Below are 19303 nucleotides of genomic sequence, written 5' to 3' on the forward strand. Positions count from 1 at the left end.
AAAGGTCCTCGTTACATCTCGTCGTCTTGTCGGTCCGCGAGCCGTGCGGCTGCGTCGGACTCGGTCGTCTGTATCACCGCGCCTGCATCGAGCACCGGCAGCCGGATCACCGCCATCGCGCCGACGCGGTCGGTGTCTCCGAACGGCTCTGCCGGTTCCAGCACCAGCGTCCCGCCATGTTCTTCGATGATCTTCTTGACGATCGGCAGTCCCAGTCCGGTGCCTTTTTCGCGCGTCGTCACGTAAGGTTCGAACAGCCGGGATGTGTCTTCGGGGAGCCCGATGCCGTTGTCGGAAATGCGGATCTCGGCGGTGCCATCGGTCAGTTCGCAGCGTACACGGATTTCGGGGCTGAACCCGTCTTCGGAGCCGCTTTCCTGATAGGTTTCAATCGCTTCTCCGGCGTTCTTCACAAGGTTTATGAACGCCTGTCCAATCATTGTGGCGTCGATTTCGGCCGGGATCGGTTCTTTCGGAAGATCGACAGTGAACCGCACGTCGGGTTGACCGGTCTCTTGCAAAAGAATCGCTCCGCGAAGGATGTCGACGACGTCCTCAGGCTTGCGATCCGGTTCCGGCATACGCGCAAACTTGGAGAACTCATCAACAATGCGCCGCAAGTCATTGGTTTGACGAACAATCACGTCTGTCATCTGTTCGAGATCGCCGGCATCGGACTCGGGCAGTTGGCGGCGGAACTTGCGGCGGATGCGTTCGGCGGACAGTTGGATGGGCGTCAAAGGGTTCTTGATCTCATGCGCGATGCGACGCGCCACGTCACCCCAGGCCGCCATGCGCTGTGCGCTGACCAGATCGGTCACATCGTCAAAGGCGACCACGTAGCCTTCGAGGCTGCCGTCTTCGCGGCGTCTGGTGGAGAGACGCACCAGCAGGTTTTCCAACCGGCCTTCCCGACTCACCTTGATCTCTTCCTGTGCCGTCTCGATGCCCTGTTCGCGCAGCCGGTCGAAGAGAGGCCCGAACTCAGGCACGGCGACGGTGATCTGTACCGTCTTCTGGGTCTCATGCCAGCCGAGAAGGCGCTCGGCGGACCGGTTCACGAAGGTGACCCGCCCGTCCTCGTCCAACCCGACCACGCCGGACGTGACCGAGGTCAGGACGGAGTCGAACAGGCGCTGGCGCCGTTCGATCTGGCGGGTGTTGTCGAGCAGGGTTTCGCGCTGGCCCTTGAGTTGTCGCGTCATCTGGTTGAAATAGCGACCTAGCATGGCGATCTCATCGTCGCCGTCGTCTTCGATCACTTTCACATCGAGGTCCCCTGACCCCACCTGCTGCGCGGCGCTGGTGAGGCGGCCCACGGGGCGGCTTAGCCGTTCGGCGAACCAGAGACCCAACCAGACGGCGGCGAGGATCAGGAGGAAGGCAAAGCCCAGGTAAAGCAACGCGAAATCAAACAGGACGCGGCCCCGGTCGTTTTCCTGTTGCTGATAAAACCGTGCGGTTTCCTGGGTGTCGTCGAGCAGGTTCAGAATCTGCCCGTCCACTTCGCGCGTGATGAAGAGATAGCGGTCCGCGAAAGCCCGCAGCGGGACAAGAGCGCGGAATTCGTTGTTATCCCAATCAGGGACAAGCGAAATGCCGGTCTCGTTGGCTTCATCAAAATTGGCCTCGGTCGGTCGCTCATAGTCAAAGAGGTAGGACCGCTCGCCCCGCGCCCGGATTTCGCCTGCGCCATCAATGACATAGGCCTCCCGCAGCCCGCGCTGGATCTGCGCCTGGCCCTGACTGAGCGCTTGACGCAATTCGCCGTCGTCCATGATGAATGTGGCGCGGCGATTGGCATCGAGGAACCCGGCCAGAGCACGGGCATCCTGGGTCAAGCCTTCCCGGTGTTCCTGCTCGTAGGCCTCTGCCGCAGACAGCGAGGCCCCGACGACATTGCGCACGCGCTCGGAAAACCACGTCTCGAGCCCGATATTGATCGTCAGGACAGCGAAGACCGCGACGGTGATCGTGGGAAGAAGCGCCATCAGCGCAAACGCACCGGTCAGGCGCAGGTGCAGGCGCGACCCGGCGGATTTGGCGCGGCGTGCCGCGATCAGGTTCGCCACGCGGCTGAGCACCAGCGCAGCGAGAAGCAGGACGTAGATCAGGTCCGCCAGAAGAACCAATCGCAGGTTCAGCTGCGCGCCAGTGCCGGTATCGAGTGGCCCGAGAACAAGGATCGTGGCAATCGCGAGGATAGGGCCTAGCAACACCAAACCAAGCGTCACAGCGTTCTGGTAGCGCCGCTGGCGGCGCAACCGGCTCAGCCGTGTCCAAGTCAAAGAGCGTGCCCAGGTGGCCACAGCCAACCCCCGCCTAGATGTGCCGCGCAGCCCGGCCACCACCAAATATTGTAGCCCCGTCCCACTGCGTCACCGGCGAGGCACTATTATGTGGCAGTTTTACATCAATTTGCGGCGGCGTGTCACCTGAATATCCAGATCCGTGATCTTCTTTCTGAGTGTATTTCGATTAATGCCAAGCAAATCCGCGCATTTTGCCTGATTGCCGCCCGTTGCCTCGAGCGCAATCTCGATCAGCGGGGCTTCGATCTCGCGAAGGATCCGCGGGTAGAGGCCCGGCGGCGGCAGCATTGTTCCATGAAGATCGAAGTATCGGCGCAGATGCCGCGCGACCGACGCGCTAAGCTTTTCGCTGTCACCGCCACGCAGGACCGGGCCGGTGTCCGGCTGGTTGCCCAGCACGTTTTCAACCTCGGCGCGGCTGATCTCGTCCGCACGCGATGTGAGGCTGAGACGACGCACCACGTTCTCCAACTGCCGGACATTGCCGGGCCAGCTATAGGCGCGGAAGAGATCGGCGGCGTCTTCGGACAGCCAACGCTTGGCACCACCGTCCTTTTCCGCGCGGGTCAGGAAGTGTTCGCTCAAAAGCGCGATATCGTCGACCCGTTCGCGCAGCGACGGGACGGAAATCGTCGCGCCACTGATGCGGTAATAAAGATCTTCGCGGACACCACTGTTCGAGATGCCCTGCCCCGGATCGGTCTGGCTGGTCGCGATGAAGCGTGGGACGTGTTCACCCGGCCCGTCCATCATCCGGACGATGCGCGCCTGCACCTCGTCTGGCACGTCGGCCAGTTCGTCGATAAGAAGCGTCCCGCCCCGCACCCGCGCCAGGATGCGCGCGGGGCCTTCGATGTCGGCCAGATCGCTGCCCGTCACGGTGACGAACGGCAGGGACCGTCGGTCCGAGAAATCGTGCAGCGCCCGAGCGATAAGAGACTTGCCCGTGCCAGACTCGCCGCAGATGAGGACCGGCAGATCCGTGTTCATGACCTTGGCCACGAGCCGGTAAAGCGCTTGCATCGCCGGTGTCTTGCCGATCAGGGGAAGGTCATCGGGGCCATTGTCGGCTGGCGTGTCCGGTGCTGACCGCGGCGCGCGCATGCGACTGTCGAGCGCCTTGGCCGTGCGCTTCATCAGGTCGGGCAGGTCAAATGGTTTGGGCAGGTAGTCATAAGCCTCTGCCTCGGCGGCCTGGATCGCCGTCATGATGGTGTTCTGGGCGGAGATCACGATCACCGGCAGTTCCGGGCGGTCTTGCGAGATCTTCGGCAGCATTTCGAGGCCGTTGCCATCCGGCATCATCACGTCCGAGATCACCACATCGCCTTTGCCCTCGGCCACCCAGCGCATCAACGTCGTCAGCGACGACGTGGCGTGGACTTTGCAGCCCGCGCGGGTCAGCGCCTGCGTCAACACCGTGCGAATCGTGCGGTCGTCATCTGCAACAAGAACTGTGCCATCCATCAGTTTGACTCCTTCTTTGTCCGCGGTGCCAAGGGCAGCGAAATGCGAAATCTGGTTTTGCCCGGGATCGAGTCCACGGCGACCCATCCATCGTGGTCGGAAATGATCTTGCTCACCAAGGCGAGACCGAGTCCGGTGCCGTTCTCGCGGCCAGACACAAATGGATCAAAGACGTCGCCTTTGATTTCTGGCGGCAGGCCCGGCCCGTCGTCGATGACCTCGACCTGAAGTGGAAGAGACTGGCCGGACCCGTCGGCGCGGCGCAGGCTGTAGCTGTGTTCGTAATAGGTGTGTAGCCGGATTGTTCCGCCCTGTTTGGGATCGGCGGCCTCGGACGCGTTCTTGATGAGGTTCATGAAAACCTGCAGCAACTGGTCGCCGTCCCCAAGGGCGAGCGGCAGCGACGGGTCGTAATCCTCGACGATCTTCATGTGCGCGCCGAAGCCCAGAAGCGCCGAACGGCGCGCGCGGTCGAGCACGTCGTGCAGGTTGACCGCTTTGCGTTCGGGGGCGGAGAGATTGCCGAATTGCTCCACCTGCCCCAGCAATTTCACGATGCGGCGCGTCTCGGCCACGATCAGATCGGTCAGTTCCAGATCGCCGTTGCTGAGGTTCATGCTCAGCAATTGGGCGGCACCGGTGATGCCCGCTAGCGGGTTCTTGATCTCGTGCGCCAGCATCTCTGCCATGCCGATGGCGGATTTCGCGGCGGATTTGACGGTCTGACTTTGATTGACGCGACCGGCCAGTTCGCGGGGGCTGATCAAAAGGATCATGCACCCCTCATAGCCCTGCACCGGGGCGATCTGCAGGTTGCAGACCAGCGGCGGTCGGGTTCCGGGCCCGATATCGACGTCATTGACGAAAAGCGGCGTGCCGTTCTTGCGGGCACGGGCGAGGCTTTTCTCCATCGGTGCATCGACGGTGAGGCGATCCCAGATCGGTTGACCCCGCAACCACTTTGCGGAGTTGTTCATGAAGCCTTCCGCGGCGGGGTTCATGTCGACGATGTTCTCATCCGCGTCGATGACGATGGCCGGGGCTGGCAATGACGACCAGATGGATGTCGCATCGACCTCTGGCACGTTGAAATCCTCGGTTTTCATGCCGCTTGCTTCCTGTCGGACAGAAGCGCGTCCTGCAGGGCCGCGAAGACAAAGGCCGGTTCTCTCGCGGTCAGGATGGTCTTGCGCAATCCGGCTTCCGTTCCGGCGTCATCCATGTACCAGCCAAGGTGCTTGCGGGCGACGCGGGTGCCGAGGTCCTTGCCGTAGAAGCCCAGCATCGCGTCGTAATGGCCGGAGACCATATCGACGAGTTCTGGCCCGGACGGAACATGAGGTGCCGCCGTGCCATAGATCTCAGACGCCACTTGCGCCAACAGCCAGGGACGCCCTTGCGCGCCGCGGCCGATCATGACGCCATCCGCGCCGCTTTGCTTGAGCGCCATACGCGCGGTTTGCGTGTCCACGATGTCGCCGTTTGCGATCACGGGGATCGAGACCGCCTCTTTGATCTTGCGGATGGCGCGCCAGTTGGCGTGTCCCTTATAGAACCGGCAGCGTGTGCGCCCGTGGATCACAAGCATCGCCACGCCGATCTGTTCGGCCCGAACGGCCAGTTCCGCGGCGTTGAGGCTGGCGTCATCCCAGCCCAGCCGCGTTTTCAGCGTGACGGGCACCGAGACCGCGCTGACAACTGCATCGATGAGCCGGCAGGCGTGGTCGAGGTCGCGCAGCAAGGCGGAGCCGGAGTAGCCGCCCACCACCTTCTTGGCGGGGCAACCCATGTTGATGTCGATCACCCGAGCGCCCATGTCTTCGACCATGCGCGCGGCTTCAGCCATGGCCTCGGGTGCGCGACCGGCAAGCTGGACGGATGTGTTTTCGAACTCTGCGCCCAATTCGGCCTTCTCGCGGGCGCCGGGGCGCGCGGTCAGGAACTCTCCGCTTGCGATCATCTCGGACACGACTCGACCGGCTCCGAACCGCGACACCAGCGTTCGGAACGGAAGATCAGTGATCCCGGCCAGCGGTGCCAGAAGCACGGGCGGCGAAATCAACAGTCGAGGGTCTGTCGGAGACAAGACGGCAATCCTTGATCAGATGAGATTGAGCTACGCCGTGGCGTGCAACCATTCAATGATATTAGCCTGAAAAACAGACCGCCAAAGCCGATCTGCCTAATTTATAGGCAGTGAGCGCGAGTCGATTGCACAGGCCACGGACACACCGTACACATCCGGCCAACTTGTCAGGGAGCTTTCCATGCGCGTTCGGCTGGGCAACGGCTATGATGTACACCGGTTTGGTCCCGGTGATCATGTCATTCTCTGCGGCGTGAAAATTCCGCACGATCAGGCTCTTATGGGGCATTCCGACGCCGACGTGGGGATGCACGCGATCACTGATGCGCTTTATGGCGCGTTGGCGAAGGGTGACATCGGACGCCACTTCCCGCCATCCGATCCGCAATGGAAGGGTGCCGCCAGCGAAATCTTCCTTCGTCACGCCGTGGAGCTGGTCCGAAACGAAGGGTACGAGATCTCGAATGTGGATTGCACGCTGGTGTGCGAATACCCGAAAATCGGCCCACATGCAGGGGCGATGACGGCCGCGCTGGCAAAGATCATGGACCTTCCCGCAGACCGGATTTCGGTCAAGGCGACCACCTCGGAAAGACTCGGCTTCACCGGGCGCGGCGAAGGCATTGCCAGCCTCGCAACCGCAGCGTTGATCTCGGCATGATGAAGCTTGTTGCCACGTTTTTCGGGGTTGGATTGCTCAGACCCGCGCCGGGCACCTGGGGGTCACTGGCTGCGCTTCCGGTGGCCTATGGAATCCTGTCGATTGGCGGGTTCTGGTTTCTGGTCAACCTGACGGTGTTTGCCTTCATCTCGGGCCTGATCGCCACGCGCGCGGTGACGGAGGGGCAGCCCGATCACGACCCGTCCTACATCGTCATCGATGAAGTCGTGGGGCAATGGATTGCCCTGTTTCCAGTCGCTTACGGCGCGATGATGATGCAAGCTCCGCTGGAGCGACTGTGGCCCGGCTGGCTGGCCGCATTTGTGCTCTTCCGCCTTTTCGACATCACCAAACCGTGGCTGGTTGGCAAAGCGGATGCGCGGAATGACGCTATGGGTGTGATGCTCGATGACGTGGTCGCGGGCGTCTTTGCGGCCATCGGTGTCAGCGCACTGGCTGCCTTTGCCCATCTGGTGCTTATGTGAGCCGGGCCTTGGCAACCGAGCTGCTCGACCGCGCGATGGCGGCGGGCGCGACCGTGACCACGGCGGAAAGCTGCACCGGCGGGATGGTGGCGGCTGCGATCACCGATGTTGCCGGATCGTCGAACATTTTCGACCGCGGCTTTGTCACCTATTCCAACGACGCGAAACGCGATCTGCTTGGCGTGTCGGCATCGACTTTGGATACTTGTGGCGCGGTTTCGGAGCCTGTGGTCAAGCAAATGGCCATAGGCGCGTTGAACGCGGCGGGCGCGTCTGTCGCGGTGGCCATCAGCGGCATCGCGGGTCCGGGCGGGTCAGAGCACAAGCCGGAAGGCCGCGTTTGTTTCGCAATCGCAACCGCCGACACGGTGAAAAGCGAAACGGTGGAGTTTGGCGCACGCGGCCGCGCGCAGGTCAGAGACGCGGCGACGGAGCATGCATTGGCGCTCTTGCTGCGTGCGTTGGGCGAACTTTGATTACTTCCTGATCGTTCTGGGCCTTTTTTGCCCATTATTTGATCAAAACCATGTCTGCCTGAAAATTTGGCGCGCACTGGCGCGGTTGCCTCTTTTTTCCGCGCCACCGATGCGCTTTGAGCCGGGCAAAACCCTTCAAGAAAAAGGATCGGGACAGATGAACGGAGCCGATACGGCCTGGATTATTGTGGCCACAGCCCTTGTGCTATTCATGACATTGCCGGGGCTTGCCCTGTTTTACGGCGGCCTCGTGCGGGCGCGAAACGTACTCAGCGTCTTCATGCATTGCTACGCCATTGCCTGTTTGATGAGCGTTCTGTGGCTTGCCGTCGGCTACTCCATCGCCTTCGGTGACGGCGGCGCCTATTGGGGCGGCTTGGGCAAGATGTTCCTCTTGGGCGTCAGCGCCGACGACCTGTCAGGCACCCTGCCCGAGGTTCTGTTCTTCGCCTTCCAGATGACCTTCGCGATCATCACGCCTGCGCTCATTGTCGGTGCATACGTTGAGCGGGTTGGCTTCGGGTTTGTGCTGCTTTTCTCGGCGCTTTGGATGCTGCTTTGCTACGCGCCGGTGGTGCATTGGGTCTGGGGCGGAGGCTTTCTGTCGGATGGCGGCATTTTCGGCGAAACCGGTGTGCGCGACTTTGCAGGCGGCATCGTTGTGCACGAAACGGCCGGTATCGCGGCGCTTGTCCTTGCGGTGTTCCTTGGGCCGCGCAAGAACCAGACCACGCCTCCACACAATCCCGGTTACGTGATGATCGGGGCCGCGATGCTTTGGGTCGGATGGTTCGGGTTCAATGGCGGGTCTCAACTGGCCGCCGATGGCGGGGCCGCGATGGCGCTGACCGTGACACATATCTCTGCCGCGACGGCCTCTTTGACATGGGCGCTGTGGGAAAAGATCAAGTTCGGCAAGGCGTCGCTTGTGGGCATGGTCACTGGGACGATTGCGGGTCTGGCCTCGATCACGCCGGCCTCTGGCTTTGTTGGTCCGGTCGAAGCGCTCATCATCGGCGCGGTGGCCGGTGTCCTGTGTCAGGAAGCGGTCAATCTGATCCGGAACAAGCTGAAGATCGACGACACGTTGGACGTGTTCGCAGTGCACGGTGTCGGCGGCATCTTCGGCACGATTATGATCGCCGTCTTCGGCGCGGGCAGTTTTGCCGCGCAGATCGGATCACTGGCGATTGTCGGCGTGTTTACCGTTGTGGTGAGCGTGGTGCTGGTCTTTGTCGTCAAGGCCATCACGCCGTTGCGGGTGGACGAAGAGACCGAAAACTCGGGCCTGGACATCATGGTGCACGGCGAACGGGCCTACGACCACGCATCGTGACACGGGCGCGCGCGGCGGGTGATCCTGCCGCGCGGCTCTTCAGGCGTAGAGCTCTGCCGCGCGACGCTCGAAGGCGCGGACGATACGCTGCATCGCCTCGTAGAAGAACATGCCAGCCGCCCCCTGCAGGATACGGTTCTTGAATTCGAAATCCACGTAGAACGTCACCTCGCACCCGGCCTCCACATCCTTGAAGGACCAGTTGGAGTGCATGTGCCGGAACGGGCCGTCGAGGTATTCGGTGTCGATCTTGCGCTGTTCCGGCCAGAGCACCACGCGGCTGCCAAAGCGTTCGCGGAAGACTTTGAAACTGATCACGAGATCCGCCAACATCTCTTCATGGTCCCCACGATCCTCGCGAGAGCGGATGCGCGCGGCAGCGGTCCAAGGCAGGAACTTCGGATAATTGCTCACATCGGCCACCAGATCATACATCTGTTCCGCAGTGTAAGGCAGTGTTTTGGTTTCGGAATGCGTGGGCATCTGCTCTTTATGGTTTTGATCGTGACAGTGGCCGGGGATGTCGTATTCTGCGCCCGAAAAATCAAGGAAAACCTATGTCAGAGCGTCCTTATGTCATCGACGAAATGATCTCGGCCAAGGCCATCGCGGCGCGCATCGAAGAGCTGTGCGTGGCGATCCGGGCAGACTTCAAGGACACCGACAAGCTGGTCGTCGTGGGGCTTCTGCGCGGAAGTTTCGTGTTTATCGCCGACCTGGTGCGCGAACTGGACCTACCCGTCGAGGTCGATTTCCTTGAGGCGTCGTCCTATGGCGACAGCATGGAATCGAGCCGCGAGGTGCGTATCCTGAAAGACCTGCGCGGTCAGATCGAAGGGCGCGACGTGCTGGTGGTCGAGGATATCGTCGATACGGGCCACACGTTGAAACACGTCACCGGCCTCTTGGCCTCGCGAAAACCGGGGCGGCTGCGCACTATTGCCCTGCTCGATAAACCGTCGCGCCGGGAGACGGATGTGGCGGCGGACTGGATCGGGTTTTCGATCCCGGACGAATTTGTCGTGGGCTACGGCATCGACTACGCGCAGCGCAATCGCAACCTGCCCTATATCGGTAAGGTCCGTTTCCCCGAGGCATGACTGTTCTGCAGCTTCTTCGTATGGCGAAATGGGCACGACATCCGGTGAGCCTCGGGAGGGTCAAATTGGTGCTGGTGATTGCGCTGATCTGTTTGACCGTGTTCGTCATCGAACGCTGGGTTGGTTGGCCGGCATGGATGCTGTTGGATGCGGAACGCGTCCCAAACCGTGTGGTGCGCTAGCCGCGCGGATCATCCCCGGCCAAGGCTGCCTGATGCGGGACGAAAAGCTTTTCGATTGAACCCATGAGTGAGCGCAGCTTCTCGCTTCCCGCCAGATCACGATGACACGCGACCCAGACGGGGACGGTGAAGTCGGGCATCCGGGTCTCAACCCTTTTGAGCCGCGGTGTGGAATCGCCGATCAGGCAGGGTAAAATGACCTGACCCGCGCCCTCCTGCGCCATTCGGGCCAGTACGGCAAAACTGTCGGACGTCGCTGCGATGTCGATTGCTGCCACCGACCCGGCCATCCATTTCGCCGGCACAGAATTCGCCAGCGGCCCCGCCAGCCCCAACCACGGTCCCTTTACGCCCTCTCGGCTGAAGACGCCAAAGCGCATCAGGCCGATTTGCCTTCCGAACAGGTCGTCCGCCAAGGTCGCGGCGGGTCGGATTGTGAGGTCGGCATGCAACCGCGCCATGTCGAGATGCGCGTTGGACGACAGGATCGCCAGACGGTCCGGCGCGGCACGCCGCGCCAAGGCGGGCAAGATCTTTGGCAGGAGTGTCTGGCACAGCGTATCCGTGGAAGTGATGCGCAAAATGGAGGCCACGCCCGCGCTTCCACCGCGCATCAAGGCTTCAGCAGCGGACACATGTTGCGCAGCGTGGCGTGCGGCCTCGATCACCTGCGCGCGGTCGGGACGCAGCCGGTAGCCCGACTTCTCACGCTCGAACACGGGGCCACCGCAGGCATCCTCGAAAGCCGCGATTCGGCGGAGCACGGTCGCATGGTTGACGGATAGCGCCTTGGCGGCGGCGTTCACCGATCCGGTCTCGGCCACGGCCAAGACGAAGCGCAGATCATCCCAGTTCAGGTTGTGCATGAAACGGGACCCCGTCCGCAGATTCTCACAATTATTTTGAGCTTTTTGCCGTGCATACTACTTCAACGGATATAATATTTCAGGGAGTTGCGTGAGAATGAAACATCTTAAAACTGCGATTGCGTTGGCAGCCATGGTGTCAGGCACAGCCGTCTACGCACAAGACGACTTTTCCGCCCAGTTGAAAGCGCGACAGGGCCAGTTCCGGATCATGGCCATCAATCTTGGCATTCTGGGCAGCATGGCGAAAGGCGAAACCGAATACAGCGCCGAGGCTGCGCAGGCGGCCGCCGACACGCTGGTGGCGGTGTCGATGATCCAACAAGGACCGATGTGGCCCGAAGGATCCAACGACATGGCCATCGACGGCACCCGCGCGCAGACAACAATCTGGGAGCAGAACGACGATTTCCTCTCCAAGTGGTCGGATTTCGGAACAGCGGCTCAGGCAGTGCAGGCTTCGGCGGGCAATGGTCAAGAGGCGCTTGGTCCGCTTCTGGGTCAGATCGGCGGCACCTGTAAGGCCTGCCACGACACACATCGCGCACCAGCCAACTGATCCGACATGCGGCGCGGCCTGATCTGGAGTGCGGCCGGACTGGCCGCTGTGGCGGCCGCCGGGCTTTTCGTGACCCGGGCCGTGCCGGATGAAACCGACGGATTGGCCGCGCTGACGGGGGATGTGGCCAATGGCGAGGTGGTCTTCATCGCGTCTGGCTGCGCCTCGTGCCACGCGGCGGACGATGCCGAAGGCGATGCCAAGCGCGTCCTGACCGGCGGACACCGCCTTGCGTCGGATTTCGGAACCTTCGTTGCGCCCAACATCTCGATGGACGCGACGCACGGGATCGGGGACTGGACGCTTGACGACTTTGCCACCGCACTGCGCGCCGGTGTGTCGCCGGACGGACAGCACTACTACCCCGCCTTTCCCTACGCCTCTTACGCGGGCATGACCGATCAGGACGTGGTGGACCTTTGGGCCTTCATGCAGACGCTGCCTGCCGACGCGACGCCAAGCGCGCCGCATGACATCGGCTTTCCGTTCAACATCCGCCGCGCGGTGGGTGTGTGGAAAACTCTGTATCTGAATGACGACTGGGTGGTGACCGACGTCCCGTCGCCCGAGCTTGAACGTGGCCGGTACCTCGTCGAGGTGCTCGCGCATTGCGGTGAGTGCCATACCCCGCGCGATGCGCTTGGTGGGCTGGACCGCGCGGCGTGGATGGCGGGCGCGCCCAATCCGTCGGGGCGCGGAACCATTCCGGCCTTGACGCCGGACGAGTTGACGTGGTCAGCGGCGGACGTCGCGTATTACCTGGAGACCGGCTTCACCCCGGATTTCGACAGCGCAGGCGGAAGCATGGCGGATGTGGTGACAAATTTCGCGCAATTAAGCGCAAGCGACCGGCAAGCGGTGGCCGCTTACATCAAGGCATTGCCGCGATAACCAATGATCAGGCGTTTGCGAGCTTTGCTTCCCGATTGGCGCGCAGGCGGGCGAAGTCATCACCCGCGTGATAGGATGATCGGGTCAGCGGCGTGGCCGAGACCATCAGGAAGCCTTTGCCAAACGCCGCCTTTTCGTATGACGCGAACTCTTCGGGTGTGACGAACCGGTCGACAGCATGGTGTTTCGGTGTCGGCTGCAAGTACTGGCCGACGGTCAGGAAATCCACATCGGCCGCGCGCATGTCATCCATGACCTGCATGACAGACTGGCGATCCTCGCCGAGGCCCACCATGATGCCGGATTTGGTGAAAATCGACGGATCGAGTTCCTTGACCCGCTGCAACAGCCGCAGGGAGTGGAAGTAGCGCGCACCGGGCCGAACCTCCGGATAGAGGCCCGGTACCGTTTCGAGGTTGTGATTGAACACATCCGGGCGCGCCTCGACCACCGTCTCCAGCGCGCTTGGCGGGCATTTGATGAAGTCTGGGGTCAGGATCTCGATCGTGGTGTCCGGCGACCGGTGGCGCACGGCGCGGATGGTCTGCGCGAAATGGGCGGCACCCCCGTCTTCCAGATCGTCGCGATCCACTGAAGTGATGACCACGTGATTGAGGCCCAGCTTCTGCACGGCGTCGGCCACGCGGCCCGGCTCGAACGCGTCAAGCGCGTCCGGTCGGCCGGTGGCGATGTTGCAGAAGGTGCATCCGCGGGTGCAGATATCGCCCATGATCATCATGGTGGCGTGCCCCTGCCCCCAGCACTCGCCCGCGTTGGGACAACCCGCTTCTTCGCAGACCGTCACCAGTTTGTGCTCGCGCATGATCTGGCGGGTTTTCTCGTAGCCGTCACCGCTGGGCGCTTTCACGCGGATCCAGCTTGGCTTTTTGGGCTGCACATTGTCCGGGCGATGGGCCTTCTCCGGGTGGCGCTGTTCAGGTATCTTGAGGTCTCGCAACGGTTTTTCCCCGCAAAGTGAGATTTCTTATCCCCTAGCATATGTATTCGCGGGAGGTAGTACCAGTGTTGCATAGCCGCATTGCGGCTTCAAATTCCCACCGTATCGAGTTCCTCTCGCACCCGTCGAGCCGGAGCGATGTACGTGCCGCTAGCCGATGAGCACCCCCTCTTTCGACAGTGTTGTGGCGTAGAACAAGCTGAGACGTTGCAGCGCGATGCGCAGCACAACCTTGCCGGACCGCGCCGACCAGCCCATGCGTTTCTCGGTCGCTTCCAGCCCTTCGCGCAGACAGCAGCAGCGCACGACCACATCGCTTAGCCCCGGTCCCAAATCCCGCACCGCGTCCAGTGTGCGCAGCGTCGCGTCCTTGCGCCGGTGATCTTCAGTCGCGTTGGCGCGTGCGTAGAGCGGATTGAGAGAGTCGGGCGTTTCCCATCCCAACAGGTCCGTTTTGGCGAAATCAGAAATCGCGAAATCCTCTTGCAGCCGGTCGCCCGCAGCAAGATGTTCTGACGACAGGAACGGCTGCCCATCCGACCCGCGCCGCCGCGCCAGGGCCATGAGCGGGCTCTCGGATCCCGGCCCGTTGGCCTGCGTGCGATCCCGCGAGCGTCGGTCCGGTTTGTGATCGGAAAAGTCGTCAAGCACGCTTTCCATGTCTCGCGACGCCCGACGATCCCGCGTGGCAACCAAAGCGGGCAATGATGCACGACCGTCGGGCGTGACCTTGTAGCGTTTCACGCCAGTTCCACCATCCTGCGCTATCCACCCGCGCATCACCAATGCGGCCGCGATGGCAAGCGTGAGTGTGGACAGGACGCACGCGTCCCCTTCGCCGGTTGTTTGCACAATCGCCGGCTGCGACACGTCGACGGTGTACAGCATCATCGCGCCGGGTTTGCACAAGTCCCGCAGGGCTGTGGCGGCTGCGTCGAGAACCGCGTCGGAACAGGGTGAATCGACGTCGTCCCCCTCGGTGACGGACAGCGCTTTGTCGACCAAAGGGTCGTCACGCATCGACTCGGTCTTGCGGACCTGCCGCAGGACGGTCGAGGCATGGCATCCCGCCTCCCGCGCGATGTCGCGGATCGGTCGGCCATCGGTTGTATGTGCCAGATACCGACGCGCGGCGTCGGGCAATAGTGTGGCAAAACTTACTGGTGATTGAACATGCTGCAGTTCACTCATGAGGTCCCCCAAATTATCAGTCTGTCAAAAACAATCCCCAGGCTTTTCCACAGACACTTTCAACCTAAAGATGTATTTGTTTCTGATTTGTTAACTTTCAGATGTGTGAAACCTTTTGTTTCCAATTCGTAAACAATACCTAACGCGACCGCGCGCAGGTTCGGGCGCAGCGCAACACTACCTCCGGTTGTGCGACATACACCCCCAGCGCCTTTGGGCACATCTCGCTTCTGACTGGGGAAAACGCATGCAAGACTTACTCACACAGATCACGACTCTGCGCCGCCCGCGGCTTTTGATCCGCGCCGCTCGTATCGGGGCTCAGGATTACCGCCGCGACGCACGATTGCCCCGCCTTCTGGGCTATGGTGTTCTGCCGCGCACTGGCGCAGCTCTGGTTAAACTTATGGCCATGGAAGCCGAGATGAACGAGCAACGGAAAACGGGCGATGCCTGCTATGGCATCGCCCGTCATGTGGATGTGCTGACCGCGATCATGGGCGAAACGCAGTTGCTGCAGGCGCAGGTCGACGCCAAGATCGAGCGACCGGGATTTACATGAAAGCGTCCGGCATGGAGGCTTTCTTCGCCGCAACAAAGTCTTTCAGCGCCTCGTGTATTCCCGGATCGAGCGGAGGCTGCTGGTACGTGTCAAGCAAGCGCTGAACACGCTCAGCCGCAAGCGCCATCGTGTCGCGAGCCCCCTCCTCGGACCATGTCTCGTAGGGTTTGAAATCAAACACCTCGGACCGCCAGAACGCCGTCTTGAAATTGGCTTGCGTGTGCGCGCACCCAAGGTAGTGCCCGCCCGGGCCAACCTCGGCAATCGCGCCCATCGCTTGCGCATCTTCGTCCACCGCGATCCCTTGCGCCATCTTGTGCAACGCACCAAGCTGATCGGCGTCCATGACGAACTTCTCGAAAGACGCGACCAGTCCACCTTCGAGCCAGCCGCAGGCGTGCAGCATGAAATTGACGCCAGACAGCAACCCCATGTTGAGGCTGTTGGCCGTCTCGTAAGCCGCCTGCGCGTCGGGGAGTTTGGAGCCGGTAAAGCTCCCTGCCGAGCGGAAGGGCAGCCCCATGCGCCGTGCCAGTTGTCCGGCACCGTAGGTGATCTGGCTGGCCTCGGGCGTGCCGAAGGTGGGGGCACCTGAGTTCATGTCGATGGAGGTCACGAAGGCGCCGAAGATAACCGGTGCGCCGGGACGGACGAGCTGGCTGTATGCGATGCCCGCCATGACTTCGGCCAGAACCTGCGTCAGGGTGCCCGCGACCGAAACCGGTGCCATAGCGCCACCGACGATGAAGGGGCTGATGATGCAGGCCTGATTGTTCCGTGCGTAAACTTCGAGCGCGCCCATCATCACATCGTCGAAGGTCATCGGCGAGTTGATGTTGATGAGCGAGGTCATCACGGTGTTGTTCTGCACGAAGTCCTTGCCGAACAGAATCTCGCACATCTCCACGCTGTCCTGCGCGCGGCTGGGTTCGGTGACGGAGCCCATGAACGGCTTATCCGACAGCGTCATATGCGCCATCAGCATGTCGAGATGGCGCTTGTTCACGGGGATATCTGTCGGCTCGCAAACGGTCCCGCCGGAATGGTGCAGCCATTTCGACATGTAGCCCAGTTTCACGAATTTCTCGAAATCCGCCATCGTTGCATAGCGGCGCCCTCCGGAGGCGTCATGCACGAAAGGCGGTCCGTAGACCGGTGCCAGCACGAGGCTGCGACCGCCGATCTCGACGTTGCGTTGCGGGTTACGGGCGTGCTGGGTGAATGTCGACGGCGCCGTCTGGCACAGCTTCCGCGCCAGCCCCTTTGGAATGCGAACGCGTTCGCCGGTGATGTCAGCCCCCGCCTCGCGCCACAAATCAAGGGCTGCGGAATTGTTGACGAAGGCGACCCCGATTTCCTCGAGCACGGTCTCTGCATTGGCCTCGATGATGTCGAGCGCTTCTTCGTTCAGGATCTCGAAATTCGGGATGTTGCGTTCGATGTATTTCGCTGTGTCCACCGAAACCGCGCTGCGTTCCGCGCGGCGCGCCGCACCGCCGCCGCCCCGTGCCCGTTTGCGCGTTGTTGCCTCTGCCATACCTGTCTCCATCGGGAACGTCCCGTCCCACCAGCCGTCTCTGAGACCTGCATAATATGCAGGCCCCGCGCCGCGCGGGCGGATTGCGGCCTGTGCGTGGCGAAAGCGACATTCCGCGATGCGCCAGATCAAAGATCCCGGGGCGCTGTATGCTAGATTGCGCGGCAATCGATGGAGGGCATTCATGGATTGGAAAAGGAAGAAGACACCCCTGATGGGACTGATCGGAGGACTCGGCGTCGTGGCCTTTCTCGGCGGCGTGGTCGCTGGGCTTTACAGTATGGGCATGGCCGTATTCCTTGCCTTCGCCATTTGGATTGTCGGTGCAACGCTCATCAACGTTCTAATCGACTGAATTGGCCGCGAAGCTCTTGCGCGTCTTGCAGAGCAGCCCTATTGCGCTTTCATGAGCACAGTACCGACCGACCACGACCGCCTTCTCATCATCGATTTCGGCAGCCAGGTGACGCAATTGATCGCGCGCCGCCTGCGTGAATTGAACGTCTACTGCGAAATCCACCCTTACCAAAACGTCACGGACGCGTTTCTGACCGAGTTCGCGCCGAAAGCGATCATCTTTTCGGGTGGCCCGGACAGCGTGATGCGCGACGGCTCTCCGCGCCCGCCGAAAGCGGCGTATGAGATGGGCGTTCCGATCCTTGGTATCTGCTATGGGCAACAGGTCATGATGCATGATCTGGGCGGCAAGGTCGAAGCTGGGGAACACGCAACGGCAGAGTTTGGCCGCGCCTATGTGGTGCCAAGTGACGCACGAAGCGACCTGCTGTCGGGCTGGTTCATGGATGGTTCGGGGCGCGAACAGGTCTGGATGAGCCATGGTGACCATGTCTCTGAAATCGCTCCGGGTTTTGAGGTTCTGGGAACATCGCCGGGCGCGCCTTTCGCCATCACCGCTGACCGGAACAGGCATTTCTACGCGGTTCAATTTCACCCAGAGGTACATCACACGCCAAATGGGCGGACCCTGTACCAGAATTTCGTGCAGTTGGCCGGCTTCACCGGCGACTGGACAATGGGGGCCTATCGCGAAGAAGCGATCCGTAAGATCAAGGAGCAGGTCGGCGACAAGAAGGTGATCTGCGCACTTTCGGGCGGGGTCGATTCCTCGGTCGCGGCGGCGCTTCTGCATGACGCTATCGGTGATCAGCTGACCTGCGTTTTTGTCGATCACGGGCTTTTGCGGCTGAATGAGGCCGACGAGGTCGTCGCGATGTTCCGCGATCACATGAACCTGTCTGTGATCCACGCGCAGGAGCAGGAGCTGTTCCTCGGTGCGCTTGAAGGCGTCAGCGACCCCGAGACAAAACGCAAGACCATCGGCAAGCTCTTCATCGACGTCTTCCAGAAATACGCCAACGAGATCGACGGCGCGGAATTCCTCGCGCAGGGCACGCTCTACCCGGACGTGATCGAGTCAGTCAGCTTCAGCGGTGGCCCGTCGGTCACGATCAAGTCGCACCATAATGTCGGCGGGTTGCCCGAGAAGATGGGGCTCAAGCTCGTCGAACCGCTGCGCGAGTTGTTCAAGGACGAAGTGCGCGCCTTGGGCCATGAACTCGGTCTGCCCGACAGCTTCATCGGGCGGCACCCCTTCCCCGGCCCCGGCCTTGCCATCCGCTGCCCGGGAGAGATCACGCGCGAAAAGCTGGAGATCCTGCGCAAGGCCGACGCGGTCTATATCGACCAGATCCGCAAGCACGGGCTCTACGACGAAATCTGGCAGGCCTTCGTCGCCATTCTGCCGGTGCGGACCGTGGGCGTCATGGGGGACGGACGGACCTATGACTATGCCTGTGCCCTGCGCGCCGTGACCTCGGTTGACGGGATGACAGCGGATTACTACCCGTTCAGCCACGACTTCCTCGGCGAGACCGCGACGCGGATCATCAACGAGGTGAAAGGCATCAATCGCGTCACCTACGACATCACGTCGAAGCCGCCGGGCACGATTGAATGGGAATGATGCGCGTCTTTGTGCTGCTTGCACTCCTCGTGCCCGCAGTGGCGACGGCGGAACCCAGCTATCACCGGGTTTCCGGCGTCGCGGCGTATGATGTCCTCAATATCCGCAGCGCGCCGTCCGCCAGCAGCCAGGATATCGGCGACCTCGCGCACGATTCCCGCGCGGTCGAGGTTCTGGGGTTTGATCCTTCCGGCAACTGGGCACGTATCGCTCTGAATGAACGCGACGGTTGGGTTTCGACGCGCTTTCTTGATCGGGATGAGGTGCCACGCATCGACGCGACGTCTGTTCCGGAAGGTCTTATCTGTGGCGGCACGGAGCCATTCTGGGCCTTGGGCCTCTATGGAAACACCGCACGCTATTCGCACCCAGAGGACGGCGACACCGATTTCACATTCGACAGCGCCTCGGTGGCTGAAGGCCGGTTGGGCGCGCCCGCGCTCGTGACACTTGCGACGGATCGAAACGAGGTGATCGAGGCCACCCTGACAGGTGCCACATGCAATGACGGTATGAGCGACCGCTCCTATGGCTGGTCGATCACCATGCAGCTGATCGCGCCGGGCAAACGCCGCTTCCTCGAAGGCTGCTGCCACCTGCCGCGCGACTGATGAAGCGACTTGCAGCTGCGACAGACTGGCCGTAACGCT

Annotated in this window: 20 protein-coding genes and 1 pseudogene; 12 read left to right on the top strand and 9 right to left on the bottom strand. The window is 61.8% G+C overall.

Translation table 11 applies throughout. The features are described 5' to 3' along the window. Positions 1–11: 11 nt before the first annotated feature. The 4 genes from BUA42_RS06950 to dusB all read right to left on the bottom strand — a co-directional run bounded on the left by BUA42_RS06950 (position 12) and on the right by dusB (position 5844). On the bottom strand, positions 12–2309 hold the full coding sequence (locus tag BUA42_RS06950; RefSeq protein WP_084066148.1) for a sensor histidine kinase NtrY-like: 2298 nt from the start codon (positions 2307–2309) through the stop codon (positions 12–14). Between the two features lie 99 nt (positions 2310–2408). Further along, the gene (locus BUA42_RS06955; RefSeq protein ID WP_072776992.1) at positions 2409–3779 is read right to left on the bottom strand and encodes a response regulator; all 1371 of its coding nucleotides are present in this window, start codon (positions 3777–3779) and stop codon (positions 2409–2411) included. Continuing rightward, entirely contained in the window at positions 3779–4885 is a 1107-nt protein-coding gene (locus BUA42_RS06960; protein WP_072776993.1) for a two-component system sensor histidine kinase NtrB, read from the bottom strand. Before BUA42_RS06960 ends, BUA42_RS06955 begins: the two co-directional genes overlap by 1 nt. After that, positions 4882–5844: a tRNA dihydrouridine synthase DusB gene (gene dusB, locus BUA42_RS06965; RefSeq protein ID WP_425435028.1), complete on the bottom strand. Its 963-nt coding sequence runs from the start codon at positions 5842–5844 to the stop codon at positions 4882–4884. The genes BUA42_RS06960 and dusB overlap by 4 nt, the downstream gene beginning before the upstream one ends. A 202-nt stretch (positions 5845–6046) precedes the next feature. Between dusB and ispF the strand changes: the two are divergent. From ispF to BUA42_RS06985, 4 genes and pseudogenes are all read left to right on the top strand, one after another. Then, positions 6047–6526 (top strand): annotated as a pseudogene (ispF, locus tag BUA42_RS06970) (2-C-methyl-D-erythritol 2,4-cyclodiphosphate synthase); the annotation flags it as partial. Then, positions 6526–7011, top strand: a complete 486-nt coding sequence (locus BUA42_RS06975; protein ID WP_072777457.1) for a phosphatidylglycerophosphatase A family protein — start codon at positions 6526–6528, stop codon at positions 7009–7011. The pseudogene ispF and the gene BUA42_RS06975, both read left to right, overlap by 1 nt. Then, on the top strand, positions 7008–7487 hold the full coding sequence (locus BUA42_RS06980; RefSeq protein ID WP_072776995.1) for a CinA family protein: 480 nt from the start codon (positions 7008–7010) through the stop codon (positions 7485–7487). Before BUA42_RS06975 ends, BUA42_RS06980 begins: the two co-directional genes overlap by 4 nt. A 157-nt stretch (positions 7488–7644) precedes the next feature. Further along, on the top strand, positions 7645–8823 hold the full coding sequence (locus BUA42_RS06985; protein ID WP_072777458.1) for an ammonium transporter: 1179 nt from the start codon (positions 7645–7647) through the stop codon (positions 8821–8823). Positions 8824–8862: 39 nt separating this feature from the next. Here BUA42_RS06985 and BUA42_RS06990 read toward each other — a convergent pair whose 3' ends face one another. Further along, positions 8863–9306: a type II toxin-antitoxin system RatA family toxin gene (locus BUA42_RS06990; protein ID WP_072776996.1), complete on the bottom strand. Its 444-nt coding sequence runs from the start codon at positions 9304–9306 to the stop codon at positions 8863–8865. Positions 9307–9380: 74 nt separating this feature from the next. On the opposite strand from BUA42_RS06990, the gene hpt reads away from it, so the two are divergent. After that, on the top strand, positions 9381–9923 hold the full coding sequence (gene hpt, locus BUA42_RS06995; protein ID WP_072776997.1) for a hypoxanthine phosphoribosyltransferase: 543 nt from the start codon (positions 9381–9383) through the stop codon (positions 9921–9923). Beyond that, positions 9920–10105: a hypothetical protein gene (locus BUA42_RS07000; protein ID WP_072776998.1), complete on the top strand. Its 186-nt coding sequence runs from the start codon at positions 9920–9922 to the stop codon at positions 10103–10105. Before hpt ends, BUA42_RS07000 begins: the two co-directional genes overlap by 4 nt. Here the strand turns inward: BUA42_RS07000 and BUA42_RS07005 are convergent. Beyond that, on the bottom strand, positions 10102–10971 hold the full coding sequence (locus BUA42_RS07005; protein ID WP_072776999.1) for a LysR family transcriptional regulator: 870 nt from the start codon (positions 10969–10971) through the stop codon (positions 10102–10104). The genes BUA42_RS07000 and BUA42_RS07005 overlap by 4 nt on opposite strands. A gap of 97 nt (positions 10972–11068) precedes the next feature. Between BUA42_RS07005 and BUA42_RS07010 the strand changes: the two genes are divergently transcribed. Both BUA42_RS07010 and BUA42_RS07015 read left to right on the top strand, forming a co-directional pair. After that, the gene (locus BUA42_RS07010; protein WP_072777000.1) at positions 11069–11530 is read left to right on the top strand and encodes a c-type cytochrome; all 462 of its coding nucleotides are present in this window, start codon (positions 11069–11071) and stop codon (positions 11528–11530) included. 6 nt (positions 11531–11536) lie between these two features. After that, positions 11537–12421 carry a c-type cytochrome gene (locus BUA42_RS07015; protein ID WP_072777001.1) on the top strand — a complete coding sequence of 295 codons (885 nt, stop codon included), beginning with the start codon at positions 11537–11539 and terminating at the stop codon, positions 12419–12421. 7 nt (positions 12422–12428) lie between these two features. Here the strand turns inward: BUA42_RS07015 and lipA are convergent, their stop codons facing one another. Both lipA and BUA42_RS07025 read right to left on the bottom strand, forming a co-directional pair. After that, positions 12429–13379 (bottom strand): lipoyl synthase, encoded by a 951-nt coding sequence (lipA, locus tag BUA42_RS07020; RefSeq protein WP_072777002.1) that lies wholly within the window; start codon positions 13377–13379, stop codon positions 12429–12431. 150 nt (positions 13380–13529) lie between these two features. Then, positions 13530–14570 (bottom strand): DUF6456 domain-containing protein, encoded by a 1041-nt coding sequence (locus BUA42_RS07025; protein WP_072777003.1) that lies wholly within the window; start codon positions 14568–14570, stop codon positions 13530–13532. Positions 14571–14817: 247 nt separating this feature from the next. On the opposite strand from BUA42_RS07025, the gene BUA42_RS07030 reads away from it, so the two are divergent. Continuing rightward, a complete protein-coding gene (locus BUA42_RS07030; RefSeq protein WP_072777004.1) occupies positions 14818–15132 on the top strand; it encodes a DUF6477 family protein in 315 nt (104 codons plus the stop codon). On the opposite strand, the gene BUA42_RS07035 is transcribed toward BUA42_RS07030, so the two are convergent. Then, positions 15125–16669 carry a trimethylamine methyltransferase family protein gene (locus BUA42_RS07035; protein WP_072777005.1) on the bottom strand — a complete coding sequence of 515 codons (1545 nt, stop codon included), beginning with the start codon at positions 16667–16669 and terminating at the stop codon, positions 15125–15127. The genes BUA42_RS07030 and BUA42_RS07035 overlap by 8 nt on opposite strands. 184 nt (positions 16670–16853) lie before the next feature. Here BUA42_RS07035 and BUA42_RS21135 point away from each other — a divergent pair, with 184 nt between their 5' ends. The 3 genes from BUA42_RS21135 to BUA42_RS07050 are packed head-to-tail and all read left to right on the top strand — an operon-like array spanning position 16854 to position 19264. Beyond that, positions 16854–17024 (top strand): hypothetical protein, encoded by a 171-nt coding sequence (locus BUA42_RS21135; RefSeq protein ID WP_178346868.1) that lies wholly within the window; start codon positions 16854–16856, stop codon positions 17022–17024. 51 nt (positions 17025–17075) lie between these two features. Further along, positions 17076–18653, top strand: a complete 1578-nt coding sequence (guaA, locus tag BUA42_RS07045; protein WP_072777007.1) for a glutamine-hydrolyzing GMP synthase — start codon at positions 17076–17078, stop codon at positions 18651–18653. Continuing rightward, positions 18653–19264 (top strand): COG3650 family protein, encoded by a 612-nt coding sequence (locus BUA42_RS07050; RefSeq protein WP_072777459.1) that lies wholly within the window; start codon positions 18653–18655, stop codon positions 19262–19264. Before guaA ends, BUA42_RS07050 begins: the two co-directional genes overlap by 1 nt. Positions 19265–19303: the final 39 nt, after the last annotated feature.

The sequence above is a fragment of the Marivita hallyeonensis genome (assembly GCF_900129875.1).
In the GTDB taxonomy this organism is placed as follows: domain Bacteria; phylum Pseudomonadota; class Alphaproteobacteria; order Rhodobacterales; family Rhodobacteraceae; genus Marivita; species Marivita hallyeonensis.